General features: G+C 60.8%; 12 protein-coding genes. 2 read left to right on the top strand and 10 right to left on the bottom strand.

Features of this window, described 5'->3' with window-relative positions; genetic code table 11:
• The 9 genes from U5A08_RS05575 to U5A08_RS05535 all read right to left on the bottom strand — a co-directional run bounded on the left by U5A08_RS05575 (window position 1) and on the right by U5A08_RS05535 (window position 7,620).
• Complete coding sequence (locus U5A08_RS05575) at window positions 1–480, bottom strand: fimbrial protein (protein WP_198729776.1); 480 nt, start codon at window positions 478–480, stop codon at window positions 1–3.
• A 13-nt stretch (window positions 481–493) separates the two neighbouring features.
• A complete protein-coding gene (locus U5A08_RS05570) occupies window positions 494–988 on the bottom strand; it encodes a fimbrial protein (protein WP_321850671.1) in 495 nt (164 codons plus the stop codon).
• Between the two features lie 10 nt (window positions 989–998).
• Window positions 999–1,571 carry a fimbrial protein gene (locus tag U5A08_RS05565; protein ID WP_010212831.1) on the bottom strand — a complete coding sequence of 191 codons (573 nt, stop codon included), beginning with the start codon at window positions 1,569–1,571 and terminating at the stop codon, window positions 999–1,001.
• Window positions 1,572–1,592: 21 nt separating this feature from the next.
• Window positions 1,593–2,354 (bottom strand): fimbria/pilus periplasmic chaperone, encoded by a 762-nt coding sequence (locus U5A08_RS05560; RefSeq protein WP_198729774.1) that lies wholly within the window; start codon window positions 2,352–2,354, stop codon window positions 1,593–1,595.
• On the bottom strand, window positions 2,351–4,954 hold the full coding sequence (locus U5A08_RS05555; RefSeq protein WP_253393545.1) for an outer membrane usher protein: 2,604 nt from the start codon (window positions 4,952–4,954) through the stop codon (window positions 2,351–2,353). The genes U5A08_RS05560 and U5A08_RS05555 overlap by 4 nt, the downstream gene beginning before the upstream one ends.
• A gap of 19 nt (window positions 4,955–4,973) precedes the next feature.
• Complete coding sequence (locus tag U5A08_RS05550) at window positions 4,974–5,534, bottom strand: fimbrial protein (protein ID WP_253393544.1); 561 nt, start codon at window positions 5,532–5,534, stop codon at window positions 4,974–4,976.
• Window positions 5,535–5,584: 50 nt separating this feature from the next.
• Window positions 5,585–6,094: a fimbrial protein gene (locus U5A08_RS05545; protein WP_253393543.1), complete on the bottom strand. Its 510-nt coding sequence runs from the start codon at window positions 6,092–6,094 to the stop codon at window positions 5,585–5,587.
• A 664-nt stretch (window positions 6,095–6,758) separates the two neighbouring features.
• On the bottom strand, window positions 6,759–7,382 hold the full coding sequence (locus U5A08_RS05540) for a Pr6Pr family membrane protein (RefSeq protein WP_253393542.1): 624 nt from the start codon (window positions 7,380–7,382) through the stop codon (window positions 6,759–6,761).
• Window positions 7,383–7,386: 4 nt separating this feature from the next.
• Window positions 7,387–7,620 carry a VF530 family protein gene (locus U5A08_RS05535; RefSeq protein ID WP_010212838.1) on the bottom strand — a complete coding sequence of 78 codons (234 nt, stop codon included), beginning with the start codon at window positions 7,618–7,620 and terminating at the stop codon, window positions 7,387–7,389.
• Window positions 7,621–7,832: 212 nt separating this feature from the next.
• Here U5A08_RS05535 and U5A08_RS05530 point away from each other — a divergent pair, with 212 nt between their 5' ends.
• Together U5A08_RS05530 and U5A08_RS05525 are read left to right on the top strand one after the other, a co-directional pair.
• Window positions 7,833–9,851, top strand: a complete 2,019-nt coding sequence (locus U5A08_RS05530) for a TonB-dependent receptor (protein ID WP_321850666.1) — start codon at window positions 7,833–7,835, stop codon at window positions 9,849–9,851.
• 533 nt (window positions 9,852–10,384) lie between these two features.
• Window positions 10,385–12,796 carry a glucose/quinate/shikimate family membrane-bound PQQ-dependent dehydrogenase gene (locus U5A08_RS05525; protein ID WP_253393540.1) on the top strand — a complete coding sequence of 804 codons (2,412 nt, stop codon included), beginning with the start codon at window positions 10,385–10,387 and terminating at the stop codon, window positions 12,794–12,796.
• 65 nt (window positions 12,797–12,861) lie between these two features.
• Here the strand turns inward: U5A08_RS05525 and U5A08_RS05520 are convergent, their stop codons facing one another.
• Window positions 12,862–15,198, bottom strand: coding sequence for a putative bifunctional diguanylate cyclase/phosphodiesterase (locus U5A08_RS05520; RefSeq protein ID WP_321852177.1), 2,337 nt, complete (start codon window positions 15,196–15,198; stop codon window positions 12,862–12,864).
• Window positions 15,199–15,273 lie beyond the last annotated feature (75 nt).

The following is a 15,273-nucleotide window of genomic DNA, read 5'->3' as shown; positions in this document are numbered from 1 at the left end:
CTACTCGTATTCGGCCAATAGCGTGGCCACCGCCGTAAACCTTGCCGGGGCCAGAACTGCACCCAGCGGTTTGACCGGTACGACTTCCAATACCGGCGGCGACGACAGGGTTATCTCCAGTGGCGTATTGAGTGGAAACGGCAGGTTATTCTGAAAAATCCGAATGCCCAGTTCAGGCACATTGGTCTGCACCGCCGAGCCGTCGAACACCGTGGGCGTGCCGTTCACACTCAACTTCAGCTCCCACGGGAGCGTGGCAGGGCTGCAACTGATGGTGTAACCGAGCCCCCTGCGGTATTTCACGCCGTCGACTCGCTTGACGCCGACGTCCCCAAAGTCGACTTCGATTGTGTTGCCGCCATCGATCGTGCAAGGAGGAGGCTCGTTCAGCGTTCCGCTAAAGGTCAGGTTGGCCGAAGCACCACTGCAAAGGCCGATGGACCACCAGACGAGCAACGCTCGCGGTTGCCAAAATGTCATTGATCGTTCCTCTTCATTGGTAATCGACCACAAGGGTGGCGGTCGCATCAAATGCGCCTCCCGTCAGCTTGCTGCCCGCCCGTTTGACCGGCACCGCCTGCACCACCGGAAAGTTCGGATAGGTAAAATTCACCGCCGTATTCAGCGGCCAGTCAGCCCCGTTCACGAACAGCTTGACCCCAAGATCCGGTTTGCGGGTCACCAGCACACGATTGTCGAACGCAGCCCCCGAACCCTTGAGTTCGAGGGTCAACGCGTTGCTGAAGGGGGAGTCGCACCTGACGGTGTAAGGCACGTCTCGACGATAATTGACCCCGTCCACCCGCGACGTCAGCAGGTCGTTCCCAAACGGCACATCGAGCGTACTGCCGTTGTTAATGACACAGGGCGGCGGCGCGATGATGACCGCGCGGATGGTCAGGCTGGTTTCAGCTTGCACGCCTTGGCCGACAGCCCACAGCAGGCTGCCAACGATAAGAATGGCCCACGGGCCGGTTGAGGTTGCCATCACTCTGCCCCTACTCATAATTGAGCCTGAAATCCACCACGGCCCGAAACGCCCCACTGGTCAACGCCGCGGAGGTGCGCGTGGGTTGAACATTCCAGGTCTGGACATTGCCGCCCAGGGGTAAAAACAACGGTTCGCCCCTGGCGCCCAACTGCACATCCCGCCCCAGTGCATCGGTCAATTGCAGGCCCATCCCGGTGACGCCTTGCACTTTGACCAACCGCGGATCATCGGCATCGGCGGGCGCGGAAAACGCCACCGACAGCACGGGTTGAAAGGCACTCCAGGTCAGGTTCCCGGTACGTTCACTGCGGATGCTGCCTGCGGTGCGGTGGCAATCGGTAAACCGCAGCTGAAACGCCACCGGTTTTGCCTGATCGCCGGGACGCTGCAACTGGCTGGTCGACACGGCGCCCAGGTCGACCGTTTGATGGAGTGAGGCCATCTCCAGGCTGCAGGGGGTTTCATGCATGGCCCCGGAAATGTTCAGCAGCCCATTCATGCCCTCGACATCCTCGGCCTGTGCGCCCCCCGCAAAGACCAGTAACAGGCCGCCCAAGACCTTCACATTGCGCGACTTCATGACGTTCTCCAGCAGCAGGCACTATTCATTAGGCGTCGATACTTGCGAGTTGACCTTGCAAGTATTGCCACCGCAGGTGAATGCCAGTACCGGACGCCCGCCGTAATCATTCACATAGGCCAAATAAGGCGTTGTGCCGAGTACGGTGGCCGTTGGCCCCAAGGTCAGCGTGCCTTTGGGCGGAACCATCAGGGGTTCGAAGCCCGGCACGGTTTTACCGTCCTTGGTGCTGCGTGCATCCACCAGGGTCACGTAGTAAGGCGTAGGGTTATTCACCTGGTAACGCTCGCCTTCGCGGGTAAGGGTCAGTTTTTCCTGCCACGGGTTGGATAAGTCTTGCTGGCTTGGCGCAATGGCTTGCGGCCGATAGAACAATTTAATCCGGGTCTGCAGCGCAATTTGCAGGGTGTTGGCCTTATCGCTGCGCGGCGGAATTTCCCGCAAGTTGAAGTAGTAAACCGTCTCTCGATCCTGCGGTAACGATTTGGCCGCCGGCAACGCCTGAACTTTCACCTGGCTTTGCTTCCCTGGCTCCAGGCGTTGAACCGGCGGGAGCACGATCAAGGGCGAGGTGATTTTTTTGCCCTCTTCGTCCTCGATCCAGCCCTGAGCCAAATACGGCAACTGGGTGTTGTTGTTGGTGATGTTCACGCTGGTGGCCTCTTTGCCACCATCAAAAATCACTCGGGTACGATCCAGGCCAACCGCCGCGTTGGCGCTCTGGCTCAAGCCCAGGGCCAGCAGCGTGAAGGCTTGGAGTGTGAGGCGCGTTTTGAGCATCATGAGGATGTGTTCTCCATATCGGTAGGCTTCCCGGTCAGCTTGGCTGGCTCGGGCAAGGATTGATCAGTGGCTACCCTGCGGCAGCCCAGTTGCAGGGCATGGGTCAAGCCATCGGCGGGCAAAACGCCTGGGAGCGTGAGGACGCATCGTTCGGCCCCACCCCAACTGACGATCATCTCTTCGCCGGGCTGAATACCGCTGAGGTAGACATTGCCGCCGTCATTCACAATCCCGGTGTCCTGCTGTTTGACGTTCTTCACCGTCGCGCCGAAGGGCGGGGAACTGCCATCCGGCAGGCGCAGAACCGCCATGGCCTTCTGGCCGGAAATCACGTCCAGGAATCGATATCCGATCGCCCCTTCGGTGAGCGTCAGTTGCGTGACGGATTGAGTGGCTTCGACATTGCTCGGCAAACTCTCCAGATCGACACTGGCCGCCGTGCGCTGATAGCTGCCGATATCGGAAATGACCGCTTTGCCGAAGGCGTTGCTGCGGGTCGGCGCGCCATAACCCCGCACAGGCACATCGGGCACACCGGCGGTATCGACCATCAGGCGGGTGCCGCCCGTGCTGTTGGTACGATGCAGTGCCGCACCGTAAGGCGTGAGCGTGCCGCCACCACGCGCCGAGACACTGAGGCTGGTGTAATCGCCTTGTTGTTTACTGGCGGCGAGATCGATGTCTGCCTGGTCACCGATATGACTCAGATAACCACTGGCAGCGTTATCGCTGGCACTGAGCTGGTAGCTATTACGCTCATCGAGGCGATCACTGTAGCGCGTCGAAAAACTGTTCTTGCCTGCCGCCCTATTGGCATCCAGCGACAGCGTGCCGCTGCGCCCCAACGGCAGACTGACCGTCAGCGCCATGCCGTTATCCTTATAGTTGTATTCCTGAGTGCGATACATATTCAGCGAAACGCTCAAGTTCTTGACGCTGCCAACATTGAAGTAGCGTGACATCGACACGTTCCAACGCTGAGTGGCCGGGCGCTCCCAATACGTTTGTTTGTTGTAACTCAGGTAAACCGTGGCATCCAGATCCCGAAACTGCTTATTCAGCGTGGCCGTATAAAGTGCCTTGCTGCCACCAATCGGTTTCCAACTGCCGCTGTACTCACTGTCTTTGTCGAGCCCGGCGAGTTCGCCGTTCCTCCCGTAATGTCGAGCATCGAGGTATTCACTCATGCTCAAGTAGTTCTTCTCGGAAAAGCGGTAACCGGCAAAGGTGACTTGGCTGTCGTATTCTTCAAACTTCTTGGAGTATTGAAGGCGGTAGGATTTTCCCGAGAGCGTCTCATTCCACACACTCGCGTGCGACTGAGTTGCATCCAGCGACACAGCACCGAACGCCAACAGGTCACGACCGGCACCGACCGACAGCGCACGGTAGTTGTTATCGGTTATACCGCCGCCATACAACGACCAACCGTTACTGATGCCCCACGAGAACTCGCCACTGCCGAAAAAGTCACCATCGCCGCCGTACTGAAGATTGGACGGTCGCCCACTCGCCAGTTTGTAACGCACTTGTCCAGGCCGCGTCAGGTAGGGAACACCCGCCGTATCGATCTGGAACGTGTGGACCGAACCATCCTGCTCTTCCACCCGCACATCCAGCCTGCCGCTCACGGCGTCATTCAGGTCCTGAATACGAAACGGTCCGGCCGCGACCAGCGTTTCATACAGCACACGCCCCTGCTGGCTGATGATGACCCTTGCATTGGTCTTGGCGACCCCGACCACTTCAGGTGCGTAACCGCGCAAGTTGGGTGGCAGCTGGCTTTCATCCGAGTTGAGTGCAGCACCGGTAAAACGGAAGCTGTCGAACAGGTCCGAATACAGGTAGTCCTCACCCAGTACCAGGCGCGCTTTGAGCGCAGGAATGGCGCGATAGGCATAGTAGCGACTCCACTCCAGCGTCGGATGCCTGGCCGCCTGATCGCGGTCTCTGTCGACACGCCCCTGCCAGTCCGCCCGCAGGCGCCAGGCCCCGGCATTGGCGCCCACGGTGCCGTTGCCACTGAAGTTATGGCGGACACTGTCATTCTTTTGGTGACTGGCTTGCGCCGTCACGTTGTAGTCAACCAGCAACCCCGGCACCCCCTCGTCCCAGCGGGAGGGTGGGTCCCAGTTGATGGCGCTGTATTCAAGGTAGGCCTGGGGGAGGTTGATGTTCAGCGTGGAGGTGGCCAAATCGCCGGCGACTTCCATACCCGGCAAGCCTTGAATATCCAGGCACTCCCCGCCTTTCCACCAGGTGAGCCCGGCAGCGCCGGAGGCCTTGAGGCCCAACTGCTCCACAAGAGCGCGCGACACACAGGCCTGACTGCCTTTGGGGTCATCATCGGGGGGATAAAACGTCACCGATTGCTCAGAAATAGGCTGGCTATTGATCTGCACAACCATCGAGTAGGTGCCCGGCAGAATAAACCCACTGCGAGCAAACTGAGACAAGTCAATATTGGTGCGGTCAACGAGATCAAGAACATCGGTATTAAACTCGATATCCCCTGCACCCAATGCAGTTCCCACCGCTGACATCAACCCACCAAACAGGCTTGGGCGGAGCGTTTTTTTGATCTTCGACGCATTCAACATGAAAACAACCCATCACTGTTCAAAAGTATTCCAACTTGAACCGCACCGCAGCAAGGTGAGCGCCAGGCACCAGCGGCAGTCCGTTTCCAATCAGGCGAAGCGTGTAGTGAAGTGTCATGTCACCTTCAGCCAACGGCAGCAGAGGCATCGGCTCACCCGGAACACTCTCTTGACCAGCCGCATCCCAGATATGAAGGGCAATCCCCTCTGAATCGCCGAAGGCAGCAAAGGAGCGACCGTCTCTATCGCGAGCCCCGTCAAAGGTCACTTGCAGATGCTGCCAATCCGGCAGACTGACGCCTGGCCGCGACGGGTCGGGGCGACTCAATGAGCAATTGACCAGACGCAGCTGGAAGGGGTGTGGTTCGCCCATCGTATTTCGCAAGAGCCGACCTATGGGTTCGGGAGCCATCTCGATGGATTGATCGGCACTGACCAATTCCAGCCCGCAAGCTGAGTCAATGATCTCCCCCCCCAACGTGACGACCCCGGCGCCTTGCGCAGGCTCCTGCGCGAACACGCTAGGGTTGATGAACATCGTCAATGAAGAGGTGATAGCAAGGCGTATGAATGTTTTCACCGTTTTCTCCCGCCAGCGTCCCCCGCCACCTTAAGTGGCGGGGGGAAAACTCACTGATAAGCCAAGGTGAAATTGGTTACCGCGCTGAAGCTGCCAGGGACGATCGGGTCCGCAGCGGCGCCTTGTACATAGGCACCGAACTCCAGGGTGTTATCACCGACGACAATGGCCTGCGGAGTCGTAGGGACACCCAGCTCAACGAGTTTGTTGCCATGCGTCATCATGATGCCGATGCCACCCGCACCGCCGACCGTGCCGATCGCGCCAGGCACAGCGCCCGAGGGTGCCCCGGTGAAGGTGGTCGTCACGGTGTTATCAGTGAGGCCAGTCAAATCGCAGCCTTCAAGTTCAATAAGCATACGTCGGGCTTCAGACTTGCCGCCGCTTTGCAACTGATGCTTTGCGATCGCCCCCAGGTGAACGGTCTGATCGACGGAGTCAGGCTTAATGGAGCAAGCCCCCGAGTGGACCGAGCCGATGAACGTAACGGTTCCATCCGCCGCCTGAACAACGGATGCCGAACCCATCAGCAGCCCGATAGACAACAGTGCAGTTTTCATTTTGCTTTTCATTTACCAGTACTCACACATTAATAAAAAGAAACCCTGCCGCAGCAGTGCGTAGGACTTATCAAACAAGCGACGAACAGGTTTCAACTTCCTATTCCACCTCGACAACAATTGGGATCACGCGATGGCGCGCAAAACAGTCTTTTCCAATTATTTGTATTGCAAAACAGGAGTGCGTTCGAAGCGAGACAATTGTCTAGGTCTATCACGAGCAAGTAAGCCGTCTGTTTCGCAAACTTGCGTAGCTTTGTTACACCCAGACACATAGGAAAACTATGGCGTTTTGCCAAAACTTTAAAAGTATCCGTAGGAAAACGGCTACATGAAGATTAATGAGAATCTATCAGCAACTAACAAGTATGTAAGAACAGGATTACACGCGCAGAAAATAGCAGCACTTACTTGGCCAAACCCACTAAATAATTAAACAAAAAATGAGGAGAGGAAGCCGCGCGCGAACGCCACTGTGGGCGATGCCGATGACGGCGAATGCGGGGGGTTGATAGGGTAGGTGTTCGGGCCGGCAAGCCCACATTGGAGCGTGTTCTCATGAACAACTCGGTCAACGGTGGGCGCCGGACTTGCCCGCGATAGCGGTGTATCAATCACAACAGGCTCGTCTGGCCCCCTGCTATCGCGAGCAAGCCGCGCCTTTTTATCGGGCCTGCTTGAGCCATGTGTCCAAGCCCACCACCGCCAGCGCAATCAGCACAAACCCCGCCAGAATCCCCCCGGCATTCACGAACACCTGTGGATAACCGAGGGTACCGACGTCGAAAAACGGGTACTGGTACTGCCCGAGCAAATCCCCGCGCAGCAGCACATAGGCGAAGTACACCAGCGGGTACAGCACCCACAGGCCAATGTGCCTGAACCGCAAAGCCCCCTTGGGCACGCAGCGCCACCAGTAGACGACAAACAGCAACGGCATCACGTCGTGCAGCAATTCGTCGGCGATGAACTGGAACCCCTCGGGCTGCCACAAATGCCGCAGCAACAGGTTATAGGCCAGGCTCACCAGCACGATGCTGACGGCAATCGCGCTGCTGACCCTGGGCGCCAGGAAAAACCGCTTCGCCGCTGAATCACGCTCAACCACGGCGTAGCTCAGCACCACCACCACCAGGGTGTTGGTCAGCACCGTGAAGAAGCTGAAAAAGTTGACCAGCCCGCCCAACAGACTGGCGCCCGTCGACCAGCGCGAATAGAAAATCAGGTATTGCTGAACCGCCAACCCCACCCAACCGGCCAGGGCGGCCGCCGCTACACAGCGCTTCATGGGTTCAGTCCAACGGGCGTTTGGTGCGCATCAGTTTCACGTACAGCCCTTCGACTTTCTCCCGCGCCCACGGGGTTTTGCGCAGGAACGTCAGGCTCGACTTGATACTCGGGTCGCTCTTGAAGCAGCGAACATCGATGCGCTCGGCCAAACCACTCCATTCGTAGTGTTCCACCAGGGTGGTGAGGACGTGTTGCAGAGTCACGCCGTGAAGCGGGTCGTTGCTTGTCGCGGTCATGCCAGGCCTATCGCAAAAAGAGGAAATACAGCCGCGCACCTTAGCCGACGGGGCGAACAGGTGGAAGCACCGCATTGAATATAGCCCCTGGGGAAAAGTTGCTCTTTTCAGAGCAAAAAGAGATGTTATATTATAACTATAACAATCAAAAACAAGCCGTTCGATAACGTCTGCCGCCTTCTCTTTTTTGTCGTTTTGCCAAGGAATGTCCGATGTCCCTCTCCTCTGCCTGGCGCTTGTCCCCCCTCGCCGCCGCCCTGCTGATCTGCTCCGAAGCCCACGCGCTGGAACTGCCACCCCAAGTCATCACCGCCAACCCGTTGGGCAGCGAGCAACTGGCTTCACCGACCACCGTGCTGGAAGGCGATGACCTGACCCTGCAACAAAAAGGCAGCCTCGGCGAGACCCTGAACAAGCAGCCGGGCGTGTCGTCGTCCTACTTCGGCCCGGGCGCCAGCCGACCGATCATTCGCGGCCAGGACGGCGACCGCATTCGCATCCTGCGCAACGGCGTGGGCGCACTGGATGCCTCGTCGCTGTCCTACGACCACGCCGTCCCGCTGGACCCGGTCAACGTCGACCGCATCGAAATCGTGCGTGGCCCGGCGGCCCTGTTGTACGGCGGCAGCGCCATCGGCGGCGTGGTCAACACCTTCGACAACCGCATCCCCACCGAAGCCATCGAAGGCATCCACGGCGCCGGTGAATTACGCTACGGCGGCGCCGACACCACGCGCAGCAGCGCCGGCAAGCTCGAAGCCGGCAACGGCACCTTCGCCCTGCACCTGGACGCCAACGCGCGGCAATTCAATGACCTGAAAATCCCGGGCCAGGCCCGCAGCCGCCACGCCCCGGAGACCGAAGACGGCCCAGGCAAAAACGGCCGCCTGGGCAACAGCGACGGGCGCCAGGACGGCGGAGCGCTGGGCGGTTCCTACACCTGGGACGACGGTTATGCCGGGCTGTCCTACAGCACCTACGACAGCAACTACGGCTCACCCGCCGAGCAGGCGGTGCGCATCCGCATGAAGCAGGACCACTACGCATTTGCCTCCGAGATCCGCAACCTGCAAGGCCCGTTCACCTCGGTGAAACTCGACGCGGGCTACACCGACTACGAACACCGCGAAATCGAAGGCGGCGAAACCGGCACGGTCTTCAAGAACAAGGGCTACGAAGCACGGGTTGAAGCGCGCCACCAGCCGCTCGGCCCGTTCGACGGCGTGGTCGGCGCACAAGTAACCCGCAACGAATTCTCGGCCCTCGGCGAAGAAGCCTTCGTGCCCCAGACCGACACCAACGCCGGCGCACTGTTTATCCTCGAAGAAATGCAGGCCACCGAACGCCTGAAACTCAGCCTCGGCGGACGCCTGGAGCACACCAGCGTCGACCCGGACGGCAAAGGCAACGCACGTTTCGCCAATGCCAACAAAACCAACGACTTCACCGCCGGCAGCCTATCGTCCGGCGCGGTCTACACCCTCACGCCAATCTGGTCCCTGGCCGCGACCCTGGGCTACACCGAACGCGCGCCGACCTTCTACGAGCTGTACGCCAACGGCGCCCACGTCGCCACCGGCACCTACGAATTAGGCGACGCCAACCTGAAGAAAGAAAAAACCGTGTCCAGCGACCTGGCCCTGCGCTTTGACAACGGCACGCACAAAGGCAGCTTCGGCGTGTTCTACAGCCGCTTCTCCAACTACATCGGCCTGCTGGGCACAGGTCGCACACTGAACGACGAAGGTGAAGAAGACGCAGCCGGCATCCCTGAATACAAATACTCGGGAGTACGCGCCCGTTTCGCCGGCTTTGAAGCCCAGGATCACTGGAAGCTCGGCGAAAGCGCCTACGGCAAATTCGCGCTGGAACTGTCAGGCGACTACACCCGCGCCACCAACCTCGACACCGGCGAAGCCCTGCCACGCATCGCACCGCTGCGCCTGAACAGCGGCTTGTTGTGGGAACTGGACCGCTGGCAAGCACGCATCGACATCGAACACGCCGCCGGGCAAGGCCGCGTGCCGACCAACGAAAACGGCACCGACGGCTACACCACGTTAGGCGCCAGCGCCAGCTATCGCTTCAACGTCGGCGGCAGCCAGTGGCTGGCGTTCGTCAACGGCGAAAACCTGACCAACCAGACCGTGCGCTACGCCAGCTCGATCCTGCGCGACATCGCCCCGGCAGCAGGCAGAAGCGTGCAAGTGGGCCTACGCACCACCTTCTAACCACCCAAAAAAACGCCGCTATGGAGATCCAAATGTGGGAGGGGCGGTGCCGAGTGGTGGGGCAAGAGCGTTTGGGTTACTTTTGCGCTTTTCAAAAGTGACCCGCCGTAAGGGCGGAACCATAAGCCGCCGTTACCAAAGAAACGCATATACACCCCACTCCCCGGGCTGACTACAAGGCCGCCACACCAGCAAACTCCCCCGTTTAACAGCGACAATCCGTCACTGTTACCAAATCCGAAATAATGCATCTTGCGATTTTCACTTTCTCTCAACGCCCCAGCGCATTATCCTTGGCGGCAATAACCTGAAACGATTCACCCTCGGTCAACCCCATCTTGCCGACTAACCCTCGCCATAAAGACAGCGCTGTCTCACACCCAACCGCGCCTGGGGATAAATCGCCCGCCTGTGGATAACCCCCGCTACCCCCAGAAAAACCCAATTAACGCTGAACCAAGCCCGTGCCAAATCGTCATCTACAGTGAAGCAACACGGGGATACATAATTCCAACGTCACGGAGAAACACACTATGAGCACTGATGGTGCCTCAAGCCCAAGCCGCCTACTGCCCAGGCTGCTAGGCGTCTTGCTGCTGATCATGGGCCTGGCCCTGCTGGCCGGTGGTATCAAGCTGAGCCTGCTCGGCGGGTCGCTGTACTACCTGCTGGCCGGTATCGGCATCACCCTGACCGGCCTTCTGCTGCTGGCCACCCGCCGCGCCGCGCTGGGCCTGTACGCACTGGTGCTGTTCGCCAGCACCGTGTGGGCACTGTGGGAAGTCGGCCTGGACTGGTGGCAGTTGGTGCCGCGCCTGGCACTGCTGTTCGCCCTGGGCATCGTCATGCTGCTCCCATGGTTTCGCCGTCCATTGCTGCGTGGCCAACCGGCACCGCTGGGCACCGGCGCGCTGAGCGTGGCCGTGGTCCTGGCCGGCGCTGCCGCCGTGGCCAGCCAATTCACCCACCCCGGTGAAATCAAAGGCCAACTGGACCGCGACGCGGTGCCAGGCATGGCCAGCGCTGCGCCAACCCAGGCCGATGGCGACTGGAACTCCTACGGCCGTTCGGCCTACGGCGATCGCTACTCACCCCTGGCACAGATCACCCCGGAAAACGCCCACAAACTGGTGCCAGCCTGGACCTTCCGCACCGGCGACATTCCCGGCGCAGGCGACCCCGGTGAAACCACCGCGGAAAACACCCCGCTGAAAGTCAACGGCATGCTCTACGTGTGTACCCCGCACAGCCAGGTGATTGCCCTCGACCCGGATACCGGCAAGGAAATCTGGCGTTTCGATCCGAAGATCACCACCCAAGGCGCCGAGAGCTTCAAGGGTTGGGCGCACATGACTTGCCGTGGCGTGTCGTATCACGATGACGCCGCCTACGCCTCCGAACAGAGCCCGACCGGCAGCGCCAGCCCGGCTGCCGCGCCGAACGCCTGCCCGAAACGCATCTTCGTACCGACCGCCGACACCCGTCTGATCGCCCTGAACGCCGACACCGGCAAGATGTGCGAAGACTTCGGCGACAAAGGCCAGGTCGACCTGCGTGCCAATATCGGCAGCTTCGCCCCAGGCGGTTACTACTCCACCTCGCCGCCGGCCGTGACCAAAAACCTGGTAGTGATCGGCGGTCACGTCACCGATAACGTCTCCACCGACGAGCCAAGCGGCGTGATCCGCGCGTTCGACGTACACACCGGCAAGCTGGTGTGGAACTGGGACAGCGGCAACCCGGACGACACCACCCCGTTGGCCGAGGGCAAGACCTACACCCGCAACTCGCCGAACATGTGGTCCATGTTCTCCGTGGATGAAAAACTCGGCATGCTTTACCTGCCGATGGGCAACCAGATGCCCGACCAATACGGCGGCGACCGTACCGAAGATTCGGAAAAATACAGCGCCGGCCTGACCGCCCTGGACATCGACAGCGGCCACGTGAAGTGGACCTTCCAGTTCACCCACCATGACCTGTGGGACATGGACGTGGGCGGCCAGCCGTCGCTGATCGACATCAAGACCGAAGCCGGCGTGAAGCAAGCGGTGATGGCGTCGACCAAACAAGGCAGCATCTACGTGCTGGACCGCGCCACGGGCCAGCCGGTGGTACCGGTCCACGAAGTGGCCGTACCGCAAGGCGCCGTCGCGGGCGATCACACCTCTCCGACGCAACCGAAGTCTGACCTGAACTTCATGCCACCGCCGCTCAAAGAGCGTGACATGTGGGGCGTGACCCCGTTCGACCAGATGCTGTGCCGCATCGATTTCAAATCCATGCGCTACGACGGGGCTTTCACTCCACCATCGCTGCAAGGTTCGATCGTCTACCCGGGTAACTTCGGCGTGTTCGACTGGGGCGGCATTTCCGTCGACCCCGTGCGCCAGATCGCCTTCGTGAACCCGAGCTACATGGCATTCAAATCGAAACTGATCCCGGCCGCCGACATCGCCAAGCAAGGCCCACGCGTCAGCGAAACCGAGGGCGTGCAGCCGAACAAAGGCGCGCCCTACGGCGTGATCCTCGAAGCGATGCTGTCGCCGATGGGCCTGCCGTGCCAGGCGCCAGCGTGGGGTTATGTAGCAGCGGTCGACCTGACCACCCACAAAACCATCTGGATGCACAAGAACGGCACCGTGCGCGACAGCTCGCCGGTTCCGGTCCCGCTGACCATGGGCGTGCCTAGCCTGGGCGGCACCTTCACCACCGCCGGTGGCGTGTCCTTCCTGAGCGGCACCCTCGACCAATACCTGCGTGCCTATGACGTGAAAAACGGCAAGCAACTGTGGGAAGGTCGCCTGCCAGCCGGTGCGCAAACCACACCGATGACCTACACCGGCAAGGACGGCAAGCAGTACGTGCTGGTCATGGCCGGCGGTCACGGCTCCCTGGGCACCAAGCAGGGTGACTATGTGATGGCGTTCAAACTGCCGGATTAAGCGGTACCGGCAGCACAACAAAGGCGGCTTCCCTCATGGGTAGCCGCCTTTTTACTGCGGTTTTTTCACAGCAGAACGTGTTCGCGCCGCATCCACCGCTCAAACGCCATGGCGGTCAACGGCCGGCTGATCAAGTAACCCTGGGCGGTGTCGCAATTCCACTGTTTGAGCAGCGCCAGGCTGGGCTCGAACTCAACCCCTTCGGCCACCACCTTGAGCCCCAGGTTATGGCTCATTTCGATGGTGGAGCGCACGATCACGCCGTCGCCGCTGGTGCCGTCGAGGTTGCGCACAAAGGACTGGTCGATCTTCAGCTCCTGCACCGGCAGGCGCTGCAATTGCGCCAGCGACGAATAGCCGGTGCCGAAGTCATCCACCGACAGGCTGATGCCGCAGCCGCGCAGTTGTTCCAGCACGCTGAGCGCCTGTTGCGGGTTGTGCATGATCGCGCTTTCGGTGATTTCAAAAATCAGTTGCTGGGCCAGCACGGCGTATTGCAGCAGCAAGGCTGTGACGCGAATCGCCAGGTCGTCATCGGCCAAGTCGTCCACCGAAATATTCACCGACAGCTGGATATGCAGACCACTGTGCGCCCACTCGGCGATCTGGCGGATGGCTTCTTCGATCACCCACAACGTCAGGCTCCCTATGCTGCCGGTGCGTTCGGCCAGGGGGATGAATTCGACGGGTGACACCAGGCCCAGGGTCGGGTGCTGCCAGCGCAGCAAGGCTTCGGCCTGGCGCACATGGCCGTGCTTGAGGTCGAGCTTGGGCTGATAGCACAGGAACAACTCACCTTCGAGGGCGGCGCGGCGCAGGTCGCGGATCAGGGTGATCTGGCGCTGGTGCGCCAGGTCGCGGTCCTGCCGGTAGATCTGCAGATAGCCAGGCAAGGCCGCCGCATCATGGCGGGCAATGGCGGCGCGGCTGATCAGTTCGTCGACCTGCTGGCCGTCGGTGGGATACGCGGCGATGCCAATGCTCACTTCATGGCGCAGTTCGTCGTTGCCGATGCGCTGGGGTTCGGTGATCAGCGCGTAGAGACGGTCGGCACGGGCCACGGCGCGGTCGATCTGGGTGTTTTCCAGCAGCACCAGAAACTCGCTGCCGGTGATGCGCGCCGCCGTGTCGCTGGGCAGCAGGCTCACGGACAAACAGCGGCTGGCTTCGCGGAGCATTTGCTCGACGCCTTGCGGGCCGAAGCCTTCATTGATCAGCCGGTAGTTTTCAATCCCCAGGTACAGCAACACCACCGGGCGCTGCGCACTGATCGCACTGCCCAGGCGCTCCATGGCCAGGGCGCGATTGGGCAGGCCGGTGAGCGAGTCATGCAGGGCGTTATGGGCCAGTTGCCGTTCGCGCACGGCAATCCCGCTTTGCATGGCGTTGAAGGCGCGGGCCAGCAGGCCGAATTCATCGTTGCCGCGCACCCGTACCGGCGTGCGGTAGTCACCGGCGCCGATGCGTTCGGCGGCCTCCACCAACGCATTGAGCGGGCGCGACACCCGCCGCGCCAGAAACAACGCGCCGGCCAGCGACACCAGCAACACCGCCAGGGCAATCCCGAGAAATTGCTGGCCCAGCGGCGCAAAGGCTTCCAGGGCATGGTCCAGCGGGCTTTGCAGCAGCACCCGCACTGCATCGCCATCGCCGGTGTTGGCCAGTGACAGCACATGGCTGAGCACGCGCTCACCGTAGAACAGATCGATCTGCGCCTCGGGGTTGGGGTGTGGCTCGCGCAGCCGGTTGACCAGGGTGGCCTGGTAGCCATCGGGCTGAGTGCTGAACAGTGCGCCGGGGCGCGCGCCTTGCACACTGAGGAACGACACGTCGAGGTTGCTCATGGAGCGCAGTTCATTGGCAAACAGTGTGTCCATGGGAAAGCCCATGACGACGCGGGCGACGGGCAGCGGGTCGAGCACTTCGTCTTGCACCAGCAAATAGGGGCGCCCGTCCATGGCCACGATCAGCATTTGCAAGCCACTGCGGCGTGCCTGGCGCAGTGCCGCGTCGTAGGGAAACGGTTGACCGCTGGAGAGCACAGGCAGGGTACTGACCATCACCTTGCCATCGAGCCCCAGCACAAACACTTCACTGCCACGAATGCCGGTCCCGTGTTGCCCCAGGGCGGCCAGGATCGGCGCGGTCTTGCCTGCGGCCACAGCATGTTTGAACGAGCCGTCGGCGGTGAGCCAGTCCAGCCCGTATTGCAAGCGGCGGCCGCGCAAGTCCAGCAGGCGTTCGAACACCTGAGTGCCGGTTTTCAATTGGACCCGCGCCTGGTTTTCCATGGCGCGGCTGGTGGCGGCCTTGACCGCGAAGTAGGTGGCAGCGACCACCAGCAGCAGCAACAGCGCCAGCACTCCGGCAATACGGGTCTGAAACGTGTGGCGCCACGGCATGGCCGCGGCCCGCGCAAGCGTGCGCCTTTCTATGCCATTGCGTCCCTTCGTCATGTGCCTTCCTTGCGACGACTG

Origin of the sequence: Pseudomonas paraveronii (assembly GCF_963681955.1) — a bacterium.
In the GTDB taxonomy this organism is placed as follows: Bacteria; Pseudomonadota; Gammaproteobacteria; order Pseudomonadales; family Pseudomonadaceae; genus Aquipseudomonas; species Aquipseudomonas paraveronii.
The sequence above is the reverse complement of the archived record's forward strand: the minus strand, read 5'-3'. Positions and strand labels throughout refer to the sequence as shown.